The organism is Komagataeibacter xylinus NBRC 15237 (assembly GCF_001571345.1).
Taxonomy (GTDB): Bacteria; Pseudomonadota; Alphaproteobacteria; order Acetobacterales; family Acetobacteraceae; genus Komagataeibacter; species Komagataeibacter xylinus.
Genome location: NZ_BCTP01000038.1, coordinates 1 through 20,920, shown reverse-complemented (window position 1 = coordinate 20,920; position 20,920 = coordinate 1). Strand labels below are relative to the sequence as shown.

Annotated in this window: 18 protein-coding genes and 3 tRNA genes; 15 read left to right on the top strand and 6 right to left on the bottom strand. The window is 64.0% G+C overall.

Going from position 1 to position 20,920, the window contains the following annotated elements; genetic code table 11:
* Positions 1 to 7: 7 nt before the first annotated feature.
* Positions 8 to 1,360 (top strand): GntT/GntP/DsdX family permease, encoded by a 1,353-nt coding sequence (locus GXY01S_RS12820; protein WP_061275683.1) that lies wholly within the window; start codon positions 8 to 10, stop codon positions 1,358 to 1,360.
* A gap of 190 nt (positions 1,361 to 1,550) precedes the next feature.
* Here GXY01S_RS12820 and GXY01S_RS12815 read toward each other — a convergent pair.
* A tRNA-Thr gene (locus GXY01S_RS12815) sits at positions 1,551 to 1,625 on the bottom strand.
* Between the two features lie 95 nt (positions 1,626 to 1,720).
* On the opposite strand from GXY01S_RS12815, the gene GXY01S_RS12810 reads away from it, so the two are divergent.
* The 3 genes from GXY01S_RS12810 to GXY01S_RS12800 are packed head-to-tail and all read left to right on the top strand — an operon-like array spanning position 1,721 to position 5,512.
* Positions 1,721 to 3,199, top strand: a complete 1,479-nt coding sequence (locus tag GXY01S_RS12810) for a paraquat-inducible protein A (protein WP_061275681.1) — start codon at positions 1,721 to 1,723, stop codon at positions 3,197 to 3,199.
* Positions 3,196 to 4,860: a PqiB family protein gene (locus GXY01S_RS12805; RefSeq protein ID WP_061275679.1), complete on the top strand. Its 1,665-nt coding sequence runs from the start codon at positions 3,196 to 3,198 to the stop codon at positions 4,858 to 4,860. The genes GXY01S_RS12810 and GXY01S_RS12805 overlap by 4 nt, the downstream gene beginning before the upstream one ends.
* 4 nt (positions 4,861 to 4,864) lie before the next feature.
* Positions 4,865 to 5,512, top strand: coding sequence for a PqiC family protein (locus GXY01S_RS12800; protein WP_061275677.1), 648 nt, complete (start codon positions 4,865 to 4,867; stop codon positions 5,510 to 5,512).
* Positions 5,513 to 5,634: 122 nt separating this feature from the next.
* Here the strand turns inward: GXY01S_RS12800 and nusG are convergent, their stop codons facing one another.
* From nusG to GXY01S_RS12785, 3 genes are all read right to left on the bottom strand, one after another.
* Positions 5,635 to 6,165, bottom strand: coding sequence for a transcription termination/antitermination protein NusG (gene nusG, locus GXY01S_RS12795; RefSeq protein WP_061275675.1), 531 nt, complete (start codon positions 6,163 to 6,165; stop codon positions 5,635 to 5,637).
* Between the two features lie 8 nt (positions 6,166 to 6,173).
* On the bottom strand, positions 6,174 to 6,368 hold the full coding sequence (gene secE, locus GXY01S_RS12790; RefSeq protein WP_007397644.1) for a preprotein translocase subunit SecE: 195 nt from the start codon (positions 6,366 to 6,368) through the stop codon (positions 6,174 to 6,176).
* A gap of 135 nt (positions 6,369 to 6,503) precedes the next feature.
* A tRNA-Trp gene (locus GXY01S_RS12785) sits at positions 6,504 to 6,580 on the bottom strand.
* Positions 6,581 to 6,805: 225 nt separating this feature from the next.
* On the opposite strand from GXY01S_RS12785, the gene GXY01S_RS12780 reads away from it, so the two are divergent.
* The 7 genes from GXY01S_RS12780 to atpC all read left to right on the top strand — a co-directional run bounded on the left by GXY01S_RS12780 (position 6,806) and on the right by atpC (position 13,696).
* Positions 6,806 to 6,879, top strand: a tRNA-Gly gene (locus tag GXY01S_RS12780).
* Positions 6,880 to 6,967: 88 nt separating this feature from the next.
* The gene (locus tag GXY01S_RS12775; RefSeq protein ID WP_174520967.1) at positions 6,968 to 8,398 is read left to right on the top strand and encodes an MFS transporter; all 1,431 of its coding nucleotides are present in this window, start codon (positions 6,968 to 6,970) and stop codon (positions 8,396 to 8,398) included.
* A gap of 300 nt (positions 8,399 to 8,698) precedes the next feature.
* Complete coding sequence (gene atpH, locus GXY01S_RS12770) at positions 8,699 to 9,295, top strand: ATP synthase F1 subunit delta (protein WP_061275673.1); 597 nt, start codon at positions 8,699 to 8,701, stop codon at positions 9,293 to 9,295.
* A complete protein-coding gene (atpA, locus tag GXY01S_RS12765) occupies positions 9,295 to 10,833 on the top strand; it encodes a F0F1 ATP synthase subunit alpha (protein WP_061275671.1) in 1,539 nt (512 codons plus the stop codon). Before atpH ends, atpA begins: the two co-directional genes overlap by 1 nt.
* 16 nt (positions 10,834 to 10,849) lie before the next feature.
* The gene (locus tag GXY01S_RS12760) at positions 10,850 to 11,731 is read left to right on the top strand and encodes a F0F1 ATP synthase subunit gamma (RefSeq protein WP_061275669.1); all 882 of its coding nucleotides are present in this window, start codon (positions 10,850 to 10,852) and stop codon (positions 11,729 to 11,731) included.
* 32 nt (positions 11,732 to 11,763) lie between these two features.
* Positions 11,764 to 13,239 (top strand): F0F1 ATP synthase subunit beta, encoded by a 1,476-nt coding sequence (gene atpD / locus GXY01S_RS12755; RefSeq protein ID WP_061275667.1) that lies wholly within the window; start codon positions 11,764 to 11,766, stop codon positions 13,237 to 13,239.
* 31 nt (positions 13,240 to 13,270) lie between these two features.
* Entirely contained in the window at positions 13,271 to 13,696 is a 426-nt protein-coding gene (gene atpC, locus GXY01S_RS12750; RefSeq protein ID WP_061275665.1) for an ATP synthase F1 subunit epsilon, read from the top strand.
* A 235-nt stretch (positions 13,697 to 13,931) separates the two neighbouring features.
* Here the strand turns inward: atpC and queF are convergent, their stop codons facing one another.
* Positions 13,932 to 14,411, bottom strand: a complete 480-nt coding sequence (gene queF / locus GXY01S_RS12745; protein WP_061275695.1) for a preQ(1) synthase — start codon at positions 14,409 to 14,411, stop codon at positions 13,932 to 13,934.
* 140 nt (positions 14,412 to 14,551) lie between these two features.
* Here queF and rnd point away from each other — a divergent pair, with 140 nt between their 5' ends.
* Together rnd and GXY01S_RS12735 are read left to right on the top strand one after the other, a co-directional pair.
* Positions 14,552 to 15,739 carry a ribonuclease D gene (gene rnd, locus GXY01S_RS12740; protein WP_061275663.1) on the top strand — a complete coding sequence of 396 codons (1,188 nt, stop codon included), beginning with the start codon at positions 14,552 to 14,554 and terminating at the stop codon, positions 15,737 to 15,739.
* A gap of 142 nt (positions 15,740 to 15,881) precedes the next feature.
* Positions 15,882 to 16,490: a GcrA family cell cycle regulator gene (locus GXY01S_RS12735; RefSeq protein WP_061275661.1), complete on the top strand. Its 609-nt coding sequence runs from the start codon at positions 15,882 to 15,884 to the stop codon at positions 16,488 to 16,490.
* A gap of 256 nt (positions 16,491 to 16,746) precedes the next feature.
* Here GXY01S_RS12735 and GXY01S_RS12730 read toward each other — a convergent pair whose 3' ends face one another.
* Positions 16,747 to 17,247: a bactofilin family protein gene (locus tag GXY01S_RS12730; protein ID WP_061275659.1), complete on the bottom strand. Its 501-nt coding sequence runs from the start codon at positions 17,245 to 17,247 to the stop codon at positions 16,747 to 16,749.
* Between the two features lie 432 nt (positions 17,248 to 17,679).
* Here GXY01S_RS12730 and GXY01S_RS12725 point away from each other — a divergent pair, with 432 nt between their 5' ends.
* Both GXY01S_RS12725 and typA read left to right on the top strand, forming a co-directional pair.
* A complete protein-coding gene (locus GXY01S_RS12725) occupies positions 17,680 to 18,690 on the top strand; it encodes an adenosine kinase (RefSeq protein WP_061275657.1) in 1,011 nt (336 codons plus the stop codon).
* Positions 18,691 to 18,878: 188 nt separating this feature from the next.
* Positions 18,879 to 20,702, top strand: a complete 1,824-nt coding sequence (gene typA / locus GXY01S_RS12720) for a translational GTPase TypA (protein WP_061275655.1) — start codon at positions 18,879 to 18,881, stop codon at positions 20,700 to 20,702.
* Positions 20,703 to 20,920 lie beyond the last annotated feature (218 nt).

Genomic DNA, 20,920 nt, shown 5'->3' with positions numbered 1-20,920 from the left:
GCATCGGATGTCGGTCGGAATGGCCCTGCTGCTGGCTGTTGTGGCCATATGCGTTGTCGTTTTCCTCATTGAGCGGTGCAAGCTCAATCCGTTCCTGGCACTGTTCCTTGCCTCCATGCTGCTCGGCTTTGCAGCCGGCATGCCCGCAAGCCATGTGGTGAGCACGTTCGAGAAGGGCGCGGGGCAGGTGCTGGGCCAGATCGCCTCGGTCATCGCGCTGGGCACCATGCTGGGCAAGATGCTTGAAGTGTCGGGCGGGGCGGATCGCATCGCCATGACCGTGGTGGCGCTGGCCGGGCCAAGGCGGCTGGACTGGGCCATGATGGTGATCGGGCTGCTGGTCGGGCTGTCGGTGTTCTTTACGGTCGGTTTCGTGGTGCTGGTGCCACTGGCCTTTTCCATCGCGCGGCAGACGAAAATGCCCATCCTGCACGTGGCCCTGCCGGTTACGGCGGCCCTTTCGGTGGTGCAGGGCTACATGCCGCCCCATCCCGGCACCATGTTCGCGCTGGCAGCCTATCATGCCGATATTGGCCGCCTGATCTGGATGGGCGCACTGGTCAGCCTGCCTGCCGCCATCGTCGCGGGCCCGCTCTATACCCGCTTCATCGTGCCACGCCTGCCAGCCGATACCGGGGCCGCCGCCGCAGGCGCGCACGGTGCCAACACCCCGCCGCGCGATCCTGCCAGCCTGCCGGGGTTTGGCATTACCCTGTTCACCATTCTCGCCCCCATGGTGCTGATGCTGGCGGGGTCCGCCACGCGCTTCATGGGGCCGCAGGCGGGTGCATGGGTGCAGGTGCTGCGCTTTGCGGGCGACCCGAATGTGGGGCTGGCGCTGGCGGCCCTGCTGTCATTCTGGACGTTGGGGCTGCGGCGCGGCATGACGCGCGAGAAGGTGCTGGCGTGCTCGAATGAATGCCTTGGCCCGCTGGCGGGGCTGCTGCTCATGATCGGGGCCGGTGGCGGCTTTGGCGCGGAACTGATGGAAAGCGGCATATCCGACGCCATTGCCCGTGCCGCGGTGGACATGCACGTGCCGCTGCTGGTGCTGGCCTGGGGGCTGGCCGCGGGCATGCGGGTGGCCGTGGGCTCGGCCACGGTGGCCATGAGCACCACGGCGGGCATCGTGGCGCCCATCATGGTGCATGGCAGCACGATCTCGCCCGAGCTTGTGGTGCTGGCCACCGGGGCTGGGGCAGTGATGTTTGGCCCCATGAACGATTCCGGCTTCTGGCAGGTGCGCGATGCGCTGGGGCTGAGCGTGCCGCAGACCCTGCGCACATGGTCGGTGCTGGAAACGCTGATTGGCGTGGTGGGGCTTGCGATGTGCGTGCTGATGCAGGCGTGCGGGCTTTGAAAAATAGAAGTTTTTGGGTGCCGCCTTTTTGAAAAAAAGCTTCACCAAAAACTCTTGTCTGATTTGATCAAACGCTTCCTGGGCGGCGCAGGGGCGGAAAAAAGTTACCCTGTTGTTATCCCGCCGCCGGCTATGGGCCGCGTGCTGATCGGGGTAACATTTAAAAAGCATTATTTATGAAGGATATAAATGGTGCCGACACTCGGAATTGAACCGAGGGCCTACTGATTACGAATCAGTTGCTCTACCCCTGAGCTATGTCGGCAAACCTGTGGCGTCTGATAAACGATGGGCTGGCATGATGCAATATATCAAATGCGGCATTCCCCATTTTAATTTGGTCTATATGGTGGGGTCCAGATGAGCATGTCATTTTCTTCCCGGCAGATGCGCTGTGATGATGCGGGTATCGGCCCCGTGCCCCATATCCGCATCATTGGCGGCCTGTCGGAATGTCCCGGCTGCGGGCTGTACCAACGCCTGCCCGAACTCGCGCCCGGCCAGCAGGCCCTGTGCACGCGCTGCGGGCAGAAGCTCGCGCGCAGGCGACGCACGGCGCCCCTGGCAACGCCGCTTGCCTTCTGCATCAGTTCGGCGGCGTTCTACCTCGCGGCCCTCGCCTCATCGCTCATGACGCTGGACGTGTATGGCAGGCAGCGCACCGTGGACCTGCTGACCGGGCCGATGGAACTCATGCATGAAGGCTGGGGGGAAGCCGGGATTCTGGTGGGCGCGGTAACCGTGCTGGCCCCGGCAGTGGCGATCGGGTTCATGTTCGCCATCCTGTATGCCGCCGCCCGCCCGCAACTGCCCGACTGGGGGCCGCGCATTCTGGTGTGGTATGACAAGCTGCGGCCGTGGTCGATGGTCGAGGTCTATATTCTGGGCATCTTCGTGGCCTACACCAAGCTGACCGACATGGCGCATGTCGATGTGGGGCCTGCGGTGTACCTGATCGGCGCGCTGATGCTGACCATGGCGGCCACCGATTCGACACTTGATACCGAAATGATCTGGCAGCACCGCCGCATCGATTCGCTGACCCGCGCCGAAGGCGGTGGCAGGGTGGCCGTGGAGTACGCGCATGTGGATGACATCGGCATGCCGCCGGTCGATCATCTGGTGGCGTGCAGCTCATGCGGGCTGGTGGGGGAACTGGCGCACCCGGTCTCGAACCTGCGCTGCGTGGGGGTGTGCCCGCGCTGCGAGCACAAGGTCTGGCGCCGCCTGCCGCAAACCCTCACCCGCACCACTGCCTTCCTCGTTGCTGCGGTCGTGTTCTATATTCCGGCCAATCTCTATCCGGTCATGACGTTTACGCGCATGGGCGGCGGGGGTGGGCACACCATCATCGAAGGTGCGCTCGAACTGTGGGCCGATGGCATGATTCCGCTGGCGCTGCTGGTGTTCTTTGCCTCCATCACCGTGCCCATGCTCAAGATCGCGAGCCTGTGCTGGATGATCATCCAGACATGGCGCGGCGCGCGCGGGCACCTCGTGGCGCGCACGCGGCTGTTCCGGCTGGTTGACATGGTGGGGCGGTGGTCGATGATCGACGTGTTCATGATCTCGATCCTGGTGGCGGTGGTGCGGTTCAATTTCATGGCCAGCGTCACGGCCAATGCCGGGATGGTGGCATTTGCCGCTGTCGTGATCCTCACGCTGCTGGCCGCCTGGAGCTTCGACCCGCGCATCATGTGGGATGCGGCAGGGCGCAACGGCCCGGTCACCGATGGCCTGCCGCCGCGCGTGGTGGCGGCGGTTGACCACGATGACCCGGCCACTTCCCTTTCGCCGGCGGCAACACGCCCGGCCAGCATGGAGCCAGATCTGGCGTGAATGACGATTTTCCTTCCGGTAACTCCAATGGCGGCGTGCCGCAGGCCCAGACGCGGCGCTACCGTTTCTCGGTCGTGTGGCTGGTGCCGATCGTGGCCATCATCATCGCGGGCTATCTGGGCTGGCGCGGGCTGACCGGGCGCGGGCCGCTGATTGTCATCAGCTTCGACACCGCCGATGGCCTGACCAGTGGCCAGACCGAGGTCAAGAACAAGGCGGTCTCGCTCGGCACGGTCGATTCCATCCGGCTGAGCGATGACCTGCACCATGTCGAGGTGCGCGTGCGCATGACAGCGGCGGCAGGCCGCATGCTGACCGACCATGCGCGCTTCTGGGTCGTGCGGCCGCGCATCAACGGCGCGAGCATTACCGGGCTGGAAACGGTCATGTCCGGCGCGTACATCGCCATGGATGCGGGCGAGGCGGGTGGTCGCTACACCACGCATTTCACCGGCCTCGAATCACCGCCGGGCGTGCGTTCCGACCAGCCGGGCCATACCTACACGCTCATTACGCAGTCGCTCGGCTCGCTCGGGCAGGGCGCGCCCATCTTCTTCCGTGACGTGGTGGTGGGCGAGGTGCTCGGCTACACCATGCCGCCCGAAGGGCGCGGGCCGATCAGGGTGCAGATTTTCGTGCAGGCCCCCTATGACAGCTACCTGCGCACCACCACGCGCTTCTGGAACGTGTCCGGCGTGCAGGTGGGGCTTGGGCCGGGCGGGCTCAAGGTCAAGCTGCAGTCGCTTCAGGCGCTGCTCTCGGGTGGGGTGGCGTTCGATCCGCCCGATGAACGCAACGAGAAGAACACGCTGCCCCCCACTGCCGGGCTGGAGACCGCCTTCCAGCTTTATGACAGTGCTGACGAAGCCAATAGTGCTGGCTACCGCGAGCGCATCCCGCTTGTCACCTACCTGACCAGTTCGGTCACGGGGCTGACCAAGGGGGGGCGCCTGACCATGTTCGGCATTCAGGTCGGCATGATTGACGATGTGAAGCTGCAGGTCGATCCGGCCACCGGCAAGGCGCATGTGCGCGTGGCCATGGAACTCCAGCCCGAGCGCGTGCTCGATAACCGGCAGGTGCCAGCCGATGCGCTGGCCGGGCTGTTGCGCATGCAGGTGGCGTCCGGCCTGCGGGCTTCGGTGCAGAGCACCAGCATGCTGACCGGCGAATCCGAAATCGGGCTGACCTTCGTGAAGAACGCAACGCCCGCGCAGGTCGAGATGGAAGGCGACGCCATGGTGCTGCCCGGCCAGGCGGGCGGCATGTCGGGCATCATGGATTCGCTCTCGGTAGTGAGCGACAAGATTGCCGCGATGCCGCTGACCCAGATGGGCGAGAACCTGAACAGCCTGCTCGCCCATGCCGATGCCCGCATCAACAGCCCCGACACCAAGCAGGCGCTGACCGCGCTGCGCGGTTCGTTGCAGAACCTGCAGGTCATATCGCATGATGCCCGCACCGAAATGCCGCAACTGCTGACCGGCATGGACAAGACGCTCAAGAACGCGAATTCGGTGCTGTCGAGCTATGGCGGCGATACCGACTTCCAGCGCAACCTGCAGCAGATGATGTTGCAGCTCAACGATGCCGCGCGTTCGCTGCGCTTCCTGTCAGACTTCCTGACTCACCACCCCTCGGCACTGATTACGGGACGATAAGAGCATGCAACGCCCCTTCTGGCATTTCATACAGTCCACGCGGCCCGTGGCCGCAGGCATGGCGGTTGCATCGCTGCTGGCACTTGGCGGCTGCGGGTCAACCGACCCCACGCTCTACTCGCTGGCCCCCGTGCCCGCGGCGCAGGCGGGCAGTGCTGGCGCAGGCGTGCCTGCGGTGATCGAGGTGCGCACGCCCGGTGTGACGCCCTCGCTTGACCGGCAGAGCATTGTGGGCGTGCAGGATGACTACAGTGTTACGCCAAGCGCTGGCGCGGCCTGGAGCGAGCCGCTGGCCCCCATGCTCGGCCATGTGCTGGCCACCGACCTGCAGCAGCGCCTGCCCGGCGTGAGCGTCTTTGCCCAGAACGATGCCACGAGCGCGCCGGCCCAGGGGTTTGTCGAGGTCGAGATCACCCGTTTCGCGCGGGATGCCACGGGCATCGTGCATCTGGCAGGCAACCTGTCGGTGCACCGGGCGGGTGACCCCGAGCATGCCCGCTCGGTGCCACTGGCGCTGACGGTCACGCCCGCAGGCAGCGGCATGCGGGCCATGGTCGCCTCGCTCAGCCAGTTGACCGGACAGGTGGCGGATATGGCGGCTGCGGGGCTACAGGCACTGCCGCCCGCGCCCCAGCCGGCTCTTCATAAATAATGATTTCAGACGTCGCCTTTTTGAAAGAAGGCGACGCCCGGAACCTTCCATGGATTTACAAAGCGTTCCGGGCATAAAAAAAGCGCCCGAAGGCGCTTTTCAGTTCAGCAGGGAGAGAAGGCTCAGACCTTCTCCACCTGACTGTATTCCAGATCGACCGGGGTGGAACGGCCGAAGATGGAAACGCTGACCTTCAGGCGGCCACGCTCCTCGTCCACTTCCTCGATCGTGCCGTTGAACGAGGTGAAGGGACCATCGGCCACGCGGATCTGCTCGCCAATCTCGAAGGTAACGGAGGGGCGGACCCGCTCGACACCTTCCTGCGCCTGCTTCATGGCCCGTTCGGCTTCAGCCTTGGGGATGGGCGTGGGGCGGGTCTTGCTGCCAAGGAAGCCGGTGACCTTGGGCGTGTCCTTGACCAGGTGCCATGCCTCATCGGTCAGTTCCATGTTGACCAGCACGTAACCGGGGAAGAACTTGCGCTCGGCATTGACCTTCTGGCCACGGCGCACTTCCGTCACTTCTTCCGAAGGGACGAGGATCTCACCGAAATGGTCGGCCAGCCCCTTCTGGGCGGCCTGTTCCGTGATGTGCTGGGCAATCTTCTTCTCGAAGCCCGAATAGACGTGGATCACATACCACCGCTTGGCCATGGCTGAACTCAGCCTCCCAGTCCGAAGAGTTTCCGTACGGCAAGGCCGATCACCTCGTCGACGAGGAAAAAGAAAACCGATGCAAGACCGGCCATGGCCAGCACCGCACCCGTTGTCATCAGGGTGGCGCGTCGTGTGGGCCACGTGACTTTCCTGGCCTCGGCCCGAACGTCTTCAACAAATTTCGCGGGACTGACCGACACGAAATACCCTTCCTGCAACGCCACGGCGCACCAACCGGATGAACCAGCCGGTGCGGGGCCAAAGAACCGGTGCGGACCATTGTGGCCCGACCCATCGGGTGCCAGGCCGGAAGGGGAATGCCCGACCGGAAAGAATGGCAGGGGTGGAGGGTCTCGAACCCGCAACCTCCGGTTTTGGAGACCGGCGCTCTAGCCAATTGAGCTACACCCCTGCAAAGCCGCCTGCGAAGGCCCGAAACATGTGGCGTGGCGTCTGCCGCGCCGTTTCGGGTCGTCCATGCGAACCCGGCACAGGAAGCGGAAAAAAGTATGAACCGAGCCGAAAGTCAAGGGGGCGTGCCCATAAAAATACAAGTTTGGTGCGTTTGGCTGCCCGCCCCGGTTTATGGGCTTGCGCGACAGAGGGCGGAAACGGTATGGATGGGCCAACCTTATGGGCGGGCGTAGCATAGTGGTAATGCAGTAGCCTTCCAAGCTTCTGAGGAGGGTTCGATTCCCTTCGCCCGCTCCATGATCCCCACACAATAAAATCCGTATCAGCCCTGACCGGATTCGGGCGCGTGCCGCCCGGGCGGCCTGTACGGGGCAGGGTGATTCCAATGGCATTGACCGGCTCTCCGACCCTCCATCCGCGCGTGGTGCTGGCCACCTGCTGCCTGAGCCTGCTGCTGGTCATGATGGATGTGACGGTGGTCAATGTCGTGCTGCCCTCCATCCGCGCGCAGATGCATGGCAGCTTTTCCACCCTGCAATGGGTGGTGGATGCCTATACCCTCATGGTGGCCAGCCTCATGCTGCTGGTGGGCACGCTGGCCGACCGGTTCGGGCGGCGGCGGATGTTCCTGATCGGCATTGCGCTGTTCTGTGCGGGCTCGGCCCTGTGCGGACTGGCGCGCAGCGTGGAGATGCTGGTGTTCGCGCGCGCGGTGCAGGGAATCGGCGGCTCGATGCTCAACCCCGTGGCGCTGTCGATCCTGACCAGCGTGTATGTCGAGCCACGGGCGCGGGCGCAGGCCATCGGCACATGGGGCGCCACATCGGGCGTGGCCCTTGCGCTGGGGCCGGTTGTGGGTGGCGTGCTGGTGCACTGGGTGGGCTGGCAGGCGGTGTTCTGGGTCAATGTGCCGATCGGGCTGCTTGCCATCGGGCTGACGCTGCGCTTCGTGCCCGAATCCCGTGGCGGGCGCGGGCGCAGCATTGACGCGCCGGGGCAGCTGCTGGCCATCGTGGCGCTGGCCATGATCACCTCGGGGCTGATCGAGGCGCATAATTACGGCTGGGCGTCGCCTGCCATTTCCGGCTTCCTCGGCTTCGGGCTGCTCTCGGTCGCGGGGTTTGTCATTGTCGAGCGCCGTGCCGCGACGCCGTTGATCGACCTGCGTTTTTTTGGCGCGTGGCCGTTCTCGGGGGCGATCATCATCGCCGTGCTGGCTTTTGCCATGTTCAGCGCCTTCCTGTTTCTCAATACGCTTTACCTGCAGGATGTGCGCGGGCTTGACGCGCTGCATGCCGGGCTGTGCACGCTGCCGTTTGCGGCAGGCTCCATGCTGTGCGCCCCCCTTTCGGGGCGGCTGACGGGGCGGTATGGCGCGCGGCTGCCGCTGCTGCTTTCCGCCATCGGGTTCGGCGCGGGCGCGCTGCTGCTGACAGGGCTGGACCCCGCGACCCCGCTCGGCCTGCTGCTGGCCTCCTACGGGCTGTGCGGGTGCGGGTTCGGCCTGTGCAACGCGCCCATTACCAATGCCGCCATTTCGGGCATGCCCCGGGCGCAGGCGGGGGTGGCCGCGGCCATTGCCTCGACAAGCCGGCAGGTGGGCGCGCTGCTCGGCATCGCCCTTGGTGGCGCGATGAGCGCATCAAGCGTGCGGGGCGGCGTGGTGCAGTGGGGCGCCTTTCCCCAGGCCACCCATGCCGTGTGGTGGAGCATGGCGGTGGGGGCGGGGTGCATTGCGGCGCTGGGGCTGGTTTCGACCGGACTCCGGGCGCGGCGCAGCGCCCAGGCCGTCGCGGCGCTGCTTGATTCGGCGTGACGCATTATTGGTATGCGTAAAGTGCATACCTTGACCGCCATTCCCGCCAGCCCATCACGCCGGGAGGCGACAAAACCGGCGCTTTCCTGTTTCCGAAACGGTGCGCGGCATGTATGATCCCGCCAACTTCTGGCACCAGCGTGTCCATATGCGTGAAAACGGGCGGTAGTATGGCGCAGCGGGTCGCCAGCGGGCCGCCTGTCTGTTGCGTGTGTTTACGCTGCGTGCTAGAGCCGCGCCAGCAGCGCACGGGGCCTCGGTTTCCGGGCAGGCGGCTTGTGTTTGAATCAAGATTCTGGATTGGAAAAGCGGACAGTGGATTCGGGTGGAACGACCTCAATACCGATCGCCTCCATTGCCAATGGCCTTCCCGGTCGTTACGCGACGGCGCTCTATGAGCTTGCGGCTGAACGCCAGCAGCTTGATCCTGTTCTCGAACAGGCCACGGCCCTCGCCAGCCTGATTGACGGCAGCACCGACCTGCGTACCGCCCTTGCGGACCGCACGCTCGACCTGCGCGACAGCGCGCGGGCGGTTGATGCCGTGCTGAACGCCGAGGGGTTCAGCCCCCTCATGCGTGATTTTGTTGGCGTGGTGGCGAATAACCGCCGCCTTCCGCGCCTGCGTGAGATTCTTGCCGCGCTGGCGGCTATCGCTGCGGCCCGGCGCGGGGAAGTGGTGGCGGATGTCGTATCCGCCCACCCCCTGACCGACCTGCAGCGTGTCCAGCTTCGCAGCCGCCTTGCCGAGGCCGGCTATTCCAAAGTCAATATCCAGGAGCGTGTTGACGCGGCCCTGCTGGGCGGTCTGGTCGTGCGCGTAGGCGCCCGCCTGTATGACACCAGTCTCAGATCCCGCCTTACCCGCCTGCACCATGCCATGAAGGGAGCCGCGTGATGGAAATCCGCCCCTCCGAGATTTCGGATATCCTCAAGCAGCAGATCGCTACGTTCGACAAGGCGGCTGACGTTGCCGAGACAGGGACCATCCTGTCGGTTGGTGACGGCATTGCCCGTGTCTACGGCCTGCAGAATGTTGAAGCCGGCGAAATGCTGGACTTCCCCGCCAGCGGCCAGAAGGGCATGGCGCTCAACCTCGAGAATGACAATGTCGGTGTTGTCATCTTCGGTGATGACAGCGCAATGCGTGAAGGCGACACCGTCGCCCGCACCGGCAAGGTGGTGGAAGTGCCCACCGGCAAGGCGCTGCTCGGCCGCGTGGTCGATGGCCTCGGCAACCCGATCGACGGCAAGGGGCCGCTCGTGGGTGAAGTCATCAGCAAGCGCGCGGAAATCAAGGCGCCGGGCATCATGCCGCGCCAGTCCGTCAGCGAGCCGATGCAGACCGGCATCAAGGCGATCGACGCGCTCGTGCCCATCGGGCGTGGCCAGCGCGAGCTGATCATCGGCGACCGCCAGACCGGCAAGACCGCCATCCTGATCGACACCATCGTCAACCAGAAGAGCGTCAACGCGCTTGGTGATGAGAGCAAGTCGCTCTACTGCATCTATGTGGCCATCGGGCAGAAGCGCTCGACCGTGGCGCAGCTTGTGCGCACGCTCGAAGAGACCGGCGCGATGGAATACTCCATCGTCGTGGCCGCCACCGCGTCTGACCCGGCACCGATGCAGTACCTCGCGCCGTATGCCGCCTGCTCCATGGGCGAATACTTCCGCGACAACGGCATGCATGCCCTGATCGTGTATGATGACCTGTCCAAGCAGGCCGTCGCCTACCGCCAGATGTCGCTGCTGCTGCGTCGCCCGCCGGGCCGCGAAGCTTACCCCGGTGACGTGTTCTACCTGCATTCGCGCCTGCTCGAGCGTGCGGCCAAGATGTCCGACAAGTTCGGCGCGGGCTCGCTGACCGCCCTGCCGGTGATCGAGACGCAGGCCGGTGACGTGTCCGCCTATATCCCGACCAACGTGATCTCCATCACCGATGGCCAGGTCTTCCTTGAAACCGACCTGTTCTACCGTGGCATCCGCCCCGCCGTGAACGTGGGTGGTTCCGTGTCCCGCGTGGGTTCGGCGGCCCAGATCAAGGCGATGAAGCAGGTTGCGGGCAAGATCAAGCTCGAACTGGCGCAGTATCGTGAAATGGCGGCGTTCTCGCAGTTCGCCTCCGACCTCGACCCTGCGACCCAGAAGCAGCTTGCCCGTGGCGCGCGCCTTGTCGAGCTGCTCAAGCAGCCCGAAACCTCGCCGCTGTCGGTCGAGGAGCAGGTCGTGGTGCTTTACGCTGGCACGCGTGGCTATATCGATGCCGTGCCGGTTGCCGAAGTGACCAGCTACGAAAAGCGCCTGCTTGATGATGTTCGCACATCGGGCAAGGATATCCTGGAATCGATCCGGACCCAGCGCCAGCTGACGAAGGATATCGAAAGCCGCCTGAACGATTTCCTGACGACATTCGGCCGTCAGTTCGCCAACTGAGGAAGATCGGGCAACCATGGCTTCCCTGAAGGACCTGCGCGCACGGATCGGTAGCGTCAAATCGACGCGAAAGATCACCAGCGCAATGAAGATGGTGGCGGCGGCCAAGCTGCGTCGGGCTGAAACCCGTGCGGCTGCCGCCCGGCCCTATGCCGATGCAATGCGCCGCATGCTGGCCGAAGTGGCCCGCAGTGTTGCGGGCGAAGGCGGACAGCCCGCGCTGCTGACCGGAACGGGGCAGGACAAGGTGCACCTGCTGGTGCCCATGTCCAGCGACCGTGGTCTGGCCGGTGCATTCAACTCCAACATCAACCGCACGACCCGCAACCTGGTGCTCAAGCTCCAGTCCGAGGGCAAGACCGTCAAGATCCTGCCGGTGGGCCGCAAGACATACGACTTCCTGTCGCGTGATTTTTCGGACCTGATCATCGACCACCGCCATCTGGCGGCGGGCAAGGAGATTCCGTTCTCCGCCGCGGCTGAACTTGGTGAGCAGATTACATCCCTGCTCGAAAAGGGCGAGTTTGACGTCTGCACGCTGGTGTACAACCAGTTCCGCAATGTCATGACCCAGACGCCGACGGAAATGCAGCTCATTCCGCTGGCCCTGCCGGACAATGACAACGCGGATAACGCGCAGGTCGCGGCCTATGAATTCGAGCCCGATGAGGGCACGCTGCTGTCGAGCCTCCTGCCGCGCAACCTGCAGGTGCAGATCTATGCCACGATGCTGGAAACGGCGGCGGGCGAGAACGGCGCGCGGATGACGGCCATGGATAACGCGACGCGTAACGCTGGCAAGGCCATCGATCGTCTGACGCTCAAGTACAACCGTACGCGCCAGACCAACATCACCAATGAACTCATCGAGATCATCTCGGGCGCCCAGGCTGTCTGAGGATCGATCGTCACGCTCACAGGAGCTGTCCCATGTCGGAAACCACAACTCAAGAGGCTCCTGTCTCCACGCAGGCGCCCAAAAGCAATGTCGTCGGTCGCGTGACCCAGGTCCGCGGCGCCGTTGTTGACGTCCAGTTCGAGGGTACGCTGCCGCATATCCTCGAAGCGCTGCACGTTCAGCTCAATGGCCAGACCCTGGTGCTCGAAGTGGCGCAGGAAATTGGCGAGCATGAAGTCCGCTGCATTGCCATGGATACCACCGATGGCCTGACCCGCGGCGCGGAAGTGGCCGCCACCGGCAGCCAGATCACCGTGCCGGTTGGCCCGGGCACGCTTGGCCGTATCCTCAACGTCATCGGCGAGCCGATCGACGATCGTGGCCCGGTGAAGTGCGAAGGGCGTGCGCCGATCCATCGCGCCGCTCCTGCCTTTGACGAGCAGGCCGCCGCCACCGAGATCCTGCCCACGGGCATCAAGGTTGTCGATCTGCTCTGCCCCTACCTCAAGGGCGGCAAGGTCGGCCTGTTCGGTGGTGCGGGCGTGGGCAAGACCGTCATCATCCAGGAACTGATCAACAACATCGCCAAGGCGCATGGTGGCGTGTCGGTCTTTGCCGGTGTGGGTGAACGTACCCGTGAAGGTAACGACCTGTATTACGAAATGCAGGACGCGAACGTCATCAAGCTCGATGGCGACTCGACCGAAGGCTCGAAGGTGGCGCTGGTCTATGGCCAGATGAACGAACCGCCGGGTGCCCGTGCCCGTGTGGCGCTGTCCGGTGTGACGGTTGCGGAATACTTCCGCGACGTGGAAGGCCAGGACGTGCTGTTCTTCGTGGACAACATCTTCCGCTTCACGCAGGCTGGCGCCGAAGTCTCCGCCCTGCTCGGCCGCATTCCCTCCGCCGTGGGCTACCAGCCCACGCTGGCAACGGAAATGGGCGCCCTGCAGGAGCGCATCACCTCCACCAAGAAGGGTTCGATCACCTCGGTGCAGGCCGTTTACGTGTCGGCCGATGACCTGACCGATCCCGCACCTGCCGCGACCTTCGCCCATCTTGACGCGACCACGGTGCTGAACCGTTCCATCGCGGAAATGGGCATCTACCCGGCAGTTGACCCGCTGGACTCCACCTCGCGCTCGCTCGACCCCAAGATCGTGGGTGACGAGCACTACCAGGTAGCGCGCGACGTGCAGCGCATCCTGCAGACCTACAAGTCCCTGCAGGACATCATCGCCATTCTCGGCATGGATGAACTGTCGGAAGACGACAAGCTGATCGTGGCCCGCGCCCGTCGCATCCAGCGCTTCCTGTCCCAGCCGTTCCACGTGGCCGAAGTGTTCACGGGCGCGCCGGGCAAGCTGGTCTCGCTGGAAGATACGGTGCGTTCGTTCAAGGCGATCGTGGCGGGTGAATACGATCACCTTCCCGAAGGGGCTTTCTACATGGTCGGCGCGATCGAGGAAGCGGTGGCCAAGGCCGAGAAAATGAAGGAATCGGCCTGAACCCCGGCCCCTGACGCAAGGAAAATAGACCATGTCCATTAAGGTCAAGATTGTCAGCCCGGAGAAAGTCCTGTTCGCGCATGACGCCGATATGGCTGTCATGCCGGGGGCGGAAGGCGACATCGCGGCCATGCCCGATCATGCCCCGCTCATGCTGACGCTGCGCGGTGGCGTGGTTGACATCTATGAAGGCGATGCGGTGACGAATCGCTTCTTCGTAGCGGGCGGCTTTGCCGATATCGCGCCAAGCCACTGCACCATCCTTGCCGACCGGGCCACCAAGCTCGAAGACCTGTCGGTTGACGATGCGGAAGCCCGCCTGGCGGGTCTGGAAAAATCCTATGAGGAAGCGGACAAGATGAACGTGCCCGCGCTTGATATCCTCATGGACAAGATCCAGTCGGCCCGGGCCGAGATCGAGGCGGCGCAGTCTGCCATTCCGGGCATGTCGCTCTGACACGATAGCCAGCCTGCATCCACTTCCTGCATGGGAGTGGATGTATTGCCGGACATGAAAAGCGCCCTTATGGGGCGCTTTTCTGTTATGGGGCGACCAGACCGTCAGGCCTGTAAAACAACGGAAAACCTATAAGAAGTTTTTGGTGAAGCTTTTTCCAAAAAGCTTCGAAAGGAACGCCCCCTTTTTGAAAAAAAGCGGCACCCAAAAACTTTTATTATTTCAAAACAGATGTTTAGCCGCGCCCACGATAGCCCGGCACGTCCTGCGCGGGAATCCACACGCCTTCAGGCGGCGTGCCGGTCTGCCAGAACACATCAATCGGCATGCCGCCGCGCGGGTACCAGTAGGCCCCGATGCGCAGCCACACCGGCTTGAGCAGATCGACCAGCGTGGTGGCGATCTGCATCGAGCAGCGCTCATGAAAGGCGCCGTGGTTGCGGAAACTGGTCAGGAACAACTTGAGCGACTTGCTCTCAACAATCCATTCATCAGGAATATAATCGATCACGATATGGGCAAAGTCGGGTTGCCCCGTGACCGGGCACAGCGAGGTGAATTCGGGCGCGGTGAACCGCACCACGTAGCGCCGCCCTCGGTCGGGGGCGGGCACGCGTTCAAGCCGGGCTTCCTCGGGGCTTGCGGGCTGGGCGCTGTTCTGGCCGAGCTGCGTCAGGAACTGGCTGCCATCATCTTGGCTGGGGCTGGAGGTCATGGGCGGGTCCGTCAGCAATGAAAAAAAGGGATAGGGGACTGATGCCGCAAGGCATCGGGCGGCGTCAATGGAAATGCGGGGAGGGGGCATGCGGTTTTCCCTGCTTCCGCAACCCGGTGCTGGCATGATAACTGCACGGAATGGCACGTGTATCCCGACCCGAATTTCCCGCTCCTGTGCTGGTTACCACCACGGCGGCGCTTGAGGCTGTAACTGCGCGACTGCGCCAGGAGCCGTTTGTAACCATTGACACGGAATTCGTGCGCGAGCGCACGTACTGGCCTGAGCTGTGCCTTGTGCAGCTTGCAGGCGAGAACGAGGTGGTGGTGATCGACACGATCGCCCCCGGCATTGACCTGGCCAGCCTTGGCGAACTGCTTGATGATGCGGCGGTGGTGAAGGTTTTTCACGCAGCAAGACAGGATCTTGAAATCTTCCTGCATCTGTTCGACCGCCTGCCCGCCGCCCTGTTCGACACGCAGGTCGCGGCCATGGTGGCCGGCTATGGCGACCAGGTGGGGTATGACAATCTCGTCGCATCGCTGCTTGGCGTGCAGATCGACAAGTCACATCGCTTTTCCGACTGGTCGGCGCGCCCGCTCTCGCCTGCCCAGATCGGTTATGCGGCGGCTGACGTCACCTATCTGCGGCTGGTTTACGGCAAGCTGCTGGCACAGCTCGAGCGCGAGGGCCGGCTGGACTGGGTTGCGGCCGAACTGGACATCCTGAACAATCCCGCCACCTTCCGCCCCGACCCGCTGACCCTGTGGGAGAAGATGCGCCCGCGCACCAACAACCGGCGCATGCTGGGCATCCTGCGCGCCGTGGCTGCGTGGCGCGAGGGCGAGGCCCAGCGCGTCAACGTGCCGCGCCAGCGCCTGCTCAAGGATGAAAGCCTGATGGAAATCGCGGCCACCGCACCTGACACGGTCGATGCGCTGGCCCGCGTGCGCGGCGTCTCGCGCGGGTTTGCCGAGGGGCGTAGCGGGCAGTCCCTGCTTGAAGCGGTGACCGAGGCCCACGCCGTGCCCGAAGCCGACCTGCCGCGCCTGCCCAAGGGGCGCGGCAAGGACGCGCCACGCCCGTCGGCGGCCCTGATCGCCCTGCTCAAGGTGCTGCTGGCCACCTGCTGCGAGGCCCATCGCGTGGCCCCGAAACTTGTGGCGTCCTCAGAGGATCTCGACCGTTTCGCGCTGGATGACGAGGCGGATATTCCCGCTTTTCATGGCTGGCGCAATACGGTGTTTGGCAAGCTTGCGCGTGAACTCAAGGCAGGCAGGCTGACCATGGGGGTCGAGGATGGCAAGGTCAGACTGATCCAGGACTGAGCCCGCAGGGGGGGCAGACGGCTTTACACGGGTTGCAAACAGGTTATGGGCAGAACTGTCCACAAGATTCTGTCATTCTGCGGTTGAGATAGATGGCAGATACGCCTAGTTTCGCTCCATTCCGCGTAAGGAGTGCAGAACGATGGCGATGGAATGGACAGAGGAGACGATCGCGCGACTGCGTGATCTGTGGCAGCAGGGATTATCGACCGCGGAAATCGGCCGCCAGTTATCTGTTACCAAGAATGCCGTTGTAGGCAAGGCGCATCGGCTTGGCCTCAAGCCGCGCCCATCGCCCATCCGTCGTGCCGCCAAGGTCACGCCGCCTGCCGATGCCGCTACACAGGCCGCCCCGGTTGCGGCGGCCCCCGCCGTGGCCCCTAAAAAGGAAGCGGCCCCCGCGCCCGTGGTGGCAGCCCCGTCGGTGCCTGAAAAGGCACCCGCGCCGGTGAAGGCGAGTGTGGCCGTTCCCGCGCCAAAGGCTGCGACCCCGGCCGCCGCCGAACCGGCACCCGAAGCCGCCGCCCGTCCGGCCCGCGCGCCTGCCCGTGCCGCCCGTGCGGCGCTGCGCCCGGTCAGCGAGCCACGCCGCCGCAGCAGCCAGTCCTGTTGCTGGCCGCTTGGCGATCCGGGCACGCCGGGCTTTCACTTCTGTGGGGCAACGCCGCTGCCGGGCAAGCCATACTGTGCCGAACACGCGCAGCTTGCCTATGTAAAGCTGCGGAGCGACCGGCGCGATAGCGTGGCCTGATGCCTTACGGCACTGTTTGAAAACAACCCGTTGATAAACGTTTCCGGGTGCCGCCTTTTTTAAAAAAGGTGGCATTCCGTGAAGCTTTTTGAAAAAAGCTTTACCAAAAACGTCCTTATGATTTCCGGATGTTTTCCAAGCTGACTTTATCAGACAGCTTCTTACGGGAGACGACTTGCGTGCAAAAAAAACGCCAGGGCATTGCTGCCACTGGCGTTTTTTGTATCCGCCCGGCAGGCCCGGGCGGAAGCGTGCTTCAGCCAGCGCTGGCCGGGCGCGGGGGCGCGGGCGGGGCCGTTGGCGCGGCGGCGGCCGGTGCGGCCTGCGGGGCTGCGGGGGTGGTGATCATTTCCAGCTGGCCGGTGACCTGGCCGCCATCTTCCACCTTCAGGCGGCGGCACTTGGCCTTGCCGAGCAGGCGACCGGTGGAGCGGATGGTCAGGCTGCCGCGCACGGTCAGCGTGCCATCGATGGTGCCCGCGAGTTCCGCGTCCTCAACCTCGACTTCGCCCTTGAACACGCCGCCCTGAGCGATCTGCAGTTCGGATGCATTGATCAGCGAGGACTCGACCGTGCCTTCCACAACCAGGCGCTCGGCATCCTGGATGGTGCCCTGTACGCTGATGCCACGCCCGACCACCAGGGTGCGGCGCTCATTTTCCTTTTTGACGGGGGCGGCTGCTCCCGGCGCACCGGGGCGTGCGCCACCCGGCGCGGACGAGGGGGACGGCGTGGGCGGGAAGGGCGGACGGGCCATGGATGTATTTTCCTTGCTGGCAGATGGAGAAGAAGGAGAGGCGCCACCGCCCATGACCGGGCGGCCCGGCTGCTGCGGCGCGGGGGACGGAGTGGGGGCAGGTGGCTTGATGTCTGCTGGCTTGCGTCGTTTAAACAATATTACCCCGCTTGGTTAGATGCTGCATCGGAGCGCGTGAACGCTCCGGAACGAAAAAGAACGCTGCTCGGGCTGGTTGCAGGCCGCAGCCCCCATACCCGGTTATACGCCCCCCAAACCTGTCGACAAGGGCGTTAAGGGGCCGGGAGAGGCATAAAAAACTTCATGCATTGCGCCATTTACCCGCCAATGATAGCGAAGGGCGACTTTGGCCCGAAAAAATGGGTTATTTCGTGGCGCACCTGCGCCTTGCCTGCATATCGGGCCTGATCAGCGATGGGAGTGACACAGGATATGGAAAATTCGGGACAGGCGGCAGAATGCCGGTTTGACCTGCTGGGCATCGGCAATGCGATCGTCGATGTGCTGGCGCCGGTGGAAGCAGCCTTCCCGGAGCGCAACGGCATGACGCCGGGCGGCATGACGCTGATCGACGCCGCCCGCGCCGAGGCGCTGTACGGCCAGATCAGGCGCGAGAAGGAAATGGGCGGCGGCTCGGCGGCCAATACCTGCGTCGTCGCCTCCAACATGGGCGCGCGCGTGGCCTATCTGGGCAAGGTGGCCGATGACGTGCCGGGCCAGGCATTCGCAACCGACATGCAGGCCGCGGGGGTGTATTTCCCCTCATCGCCACTGCAGGGCGATGCGGGCACCGCGCACCCCACCGCGCGCTGCATCATCCTGGTCACGCCCGATGGCCAGCGCACCATGAACACCTATCTGGGGGCGTGCGTGAATTTCGGCCCCGAAGACGTGCTCGCCGATGTGGTCCAGTCCGCCAAGGTCACCTACATGGAAGGCTACCTGTTCGACCCGCCAGCGGCACAGGAAGCCTTTCGCACCGCGGCCCGCATCGCCCATGAGGCCGGCCGCAAGGTGGCGCTCTCGCTGTCCGACAAATTCTGCGTTGACCGGCATCGCGCGGCGTTCCTTGACCTCGTGCGCGGGCATATCGACATCCTGTTCGCCAACGAGGACGAGATCTGCGCGCTGTACCAGACCGCCGATTTCGATCACGCCGCCCGCCTTGTCGCCGCTGACACGCATTTCAGTGTCCTGACCCGATCGGAGAAGGGCAGCGTCATCATCCAGGACCAGCAGCGCATCGTCATCGACAGCGTGCGCACGCAGGTGATCGACACCACGGGCGCGGGCGATGCCTATGCCGCAGGCTTCCTTGCCGGCTGGACATCGGACCGCACGCTTGCCGAATGCGGGCGGCTGGGCAGTGTCGCCGCCTCGGAAGTGATTTCGCATTACGGCGCGCGCCCGCTCATGAACATGCGCCAGGACATGGATTTCTGATCTGAAGGCCATGGAGCAGGGCGTTTGACGGGGTTGTGCGCGAAGTTTCGCGTGCAATCCGCGCCAGTCCGCTTTATCTACGCAGCCAGCAGCCAATCATTCCGCCGCCGCACGCACGGGTGTCGCCCGCATGTGCCGCCGCGCACCCGTATGGCGTAACGCCAAGGAAAGTCAGGTCAAGAGCACTTATGGATATCCGCAATATCGCCATTATCGCGCACGTCGATCATGGCAAGACCACACTGGTCGACCAGCTTCTGAAACAGTCCGGTTCCTTCCGCGATAACCAGCACGTTGCTGAACGCGCCATGGACAGCAACGACCTCGAGCGCGAGCGTGGCATCACCATTCTTGCCAAGTGCACGTCGGTGGTGTGGAAAGATACCCGCATCAACATCATCGACACCCCGGGCCATGCCGATTTCGGTGGCGAGGTCGAGCGTATCCTGAGCATGGTCGATGGCGCTATCGTGCTCGTCGATTCCGCTGAAGGCGCTCTGCCCCAGACCAAGTTCGTGGTGGGCAAGGCGCTTGCGCGCGGCCTGCGCCCGATCGTGGTCGTGAACAAGATCGACCGTGGCGATGCCCGCCCCGATGAGGTGCATAACGAGATTTTCGACCTGTTCGCGGCCCTTGGCGCCAATGACGAGCAGCTCGATTTCCCCATGCTCTACGCCTCGGGCCGCCAGGGCTGGGCCGATACCGAGATCGATGGTCCGCGCAAGGACCTCTCGCCCATGTTCGACCTGATCCTGAGCCACGTGCCGCCGCCGAAGGTCAACAAGGACGCGCCGTTCGCGATGGTTGCTACCATCCTCGAGAACGACAACTTCCTTGGCCGCGTGCTGACCGGCCGCGTCGAGCACGGCGTGGCGAAGATGAACATGCCCGTGCATGTGCTGCGCCCCGATGGCTCGGTGGTCGAGACCGGCCGCCTGACCAAGCTGCTCTCCTTCCGTGGCCTTGACCGCGTGCCGGTGGAAGAAGTCGAAGCAGGCGACATCGTGGCCGTGGCCGGCCTGTCGGAAGCGACGATTCCCGAAACGATCGCAGCCCTTGAAGTCAAGGAGCCGCTGCCCTCCACCCCGGTTGATCCGCCGACGCTGTCCATGACCTTCCGCCTTAACGATGGCCCGCTGGGCGGCCGCGAAGGCAAGAAGGTCACCTCGCGCCAGATCCGTGACCGCCTGTTCAAGGAAACGGAAGGCAACATCGCCATCCGCGTGTCCGAAAGCCCCGAGAGCGAGGCCTTCGAGGTCGCAGGCCGTGGCGAACTCCAGCTTGGCGTGCTGATCGAGCAGATGCGCCGCGAAGGGTTTGAGCTGACCATCGGCCGCCCCCGCGTGCTGTTCCGCACCAATGAGGAAACCGGCGAGCGCGAAGAGCCGTTCGAGGAAGTCCTGATCGACGTGGACGAGCCGTATTCGGGCGTCGTGGTTGAAAAAATGGCGCTGCGCAAGGGCATCATGCAGGACATGCAGCCTTCGGGCGGCGGCAAGGTGCGCCTGAGCTTCCTCATCCCCTCGCGCGGGCTGATCGGCTATCATGGCGAATTCCTGACCGACACGCGCGGCTCGGGCATCATGAACCGGCTGTTCCACGGCTATCAGCCCTATGTCGGGCCGATCCCGGGCCGTCGCAACGGTTCGCTGATCTCGTCGGAAGACGGGGCGACCACGCAGTATTCGCTGTTCTCGCTGCAGGACCGTGGCACGCTGTTTGTCGATGCGGGCGAGAAGGTTTACGTGGGCATGATCATCGGCGAGCATTCGCGCGAGAATGACCTTGAAGTGAACCCGGTGCGTGAAAAGAAGCTGACCAACATCCGTGCCGCCGGCAAGGACGAGGCCCTGCTGCTGATCCCGCCGCGCAAGATGAACCTCGAGCAGGCGATCGCCTATATCGAGGATGACGAACTTGTCGAGGTCACGCCGTCTGCCGTGCGCATCCGCAAGCGCTACCTTGATCCGCACGAGCGCAAGAAGCGCGAGCGTTCGGGTTCGGTTGACTGATATCTGCCTGGCATGAGGGTGGCTGCAATCTTTAGTAATGTTTCAGTTCTTGAGATTGCGGTCACCTTGCGGCAGAAGTAGGAACATATACGTAAATTTAAGAATTTTAGTTCAGGACGACTTTCCTGCTTCATGGTAGAGCAGGGAAGCCAGACCGGCTGGCACGATTCGTCAGCCCATTGGCGTATTGGGGCATAAAGTCCTGAGTCCTGGCAGCC

Excerpts from the sequence above, each read along its gene's own strand:
- GXY01S_RS12820 (WP_061275683.1), top strand. The coding sequence starts at position 8 with ATGTCGGTCGGAATGGCCCTGCTGCTGGCTGTTGTGGCCATATGCGTT.
- GXY01S_RS12810 (WP_061275681.1), top strand. The coding sequence starts at position 1,721 with ATGAGCATGTCATTTTCTTCCCGGCAGATGCGCTGTGATGATGCGGGT.
- GXY01S_RS12800 (WP_061275677.1), top strand. The coding sequence starts at position 4,865 with ATGCAACGCCCCTTCTGGCATTTCATACAGTCCACGCGGCCCGTGGCC.
- nusG (WP_061275675.1), bottom strand. The coding sequence starts at position 6,165 with ATGGCCAAGCGGTGGTATGTGATCCACGTCTATTCGGGCTTCGAGAAG.
- GXY01S_RS12775 (WP_174520967.1), top strand. The coding sequence starts at position 6,968 with ATGGCATTGACCGGCTCTCCGACCCTCCATCCGCGCGTGGTGCTGGCC.
- atpA (WP_061275671.1), top strand. The coding sequence starts at position 9,295 with ATGGAAATCCGCCCCTCCGAGATTTCGGATATCCTCAAGCAGCAGATC.
- GXY01S_RS12760 (WP_061275669.1), top strand. The coding sequence starts at position 10,850 with ATGGCTTCCCTGAAGGACCTGCGCGCACGGATCGGTAGCGTCAAATCG.
- atpD (WP_061275667.1), top strand. The coding sequence starts at position 11,764 with ATGTCGGAAACCACAACTCAAGAGGCTCCTGTCTCCACGCAGGCGCCC.
- atpC (WP_061275665.1), top strand. The coding sequence starts at position 13,271 with ATGTCCATTAAGGTCAAGATTGTCAGCCCGGAGAAAGTCCTGTTCGCG.
- queF (WP_061275695.1), bottom strand. The coding sequence starts at position 14,411 with ATGACCTCCAGCCCCAGCCAAGATGATGGCAGCCAGTTCCTGACGCAG.
- rnd (WP_061275663.1), top strand. The coding sequence starts at position 14,552 with ATGGCACGTGTATCCCGACCCGAATTTCCCGCTCCTGTGCTGGTTACC.
- GXY01S_RS12735 (WP_061275661.1), top strand. The coding sequence starts at position 15,882 with ATGGCGATGGAATGGACAGAGGAGACGATCGCGCGACTGCGTGATCTG.
- GXY01S_RS12730 (WP_061275659.1), bottom strand. The coding sequence starts at position 17,247 with ATGGCCCGTCCGCCCTTCCCGCCCACGCCGTCCCCCTCGTCCGCGCCG.
- GXY01S_RS12725 (WP_061275657.1), top strand. The coding sequence starts at position 17,680 with ATGGAAAATTCGGGACAGGCGGCAGAATGCCGGTTTGACCTGCTGGGC.
- typA (WP_061275655.1), top strand. The coding sequence starts at position 18,879 with ATGGATATCCGCAATATCGCCATTATCGCGCACGTCGATCATGGCAAG.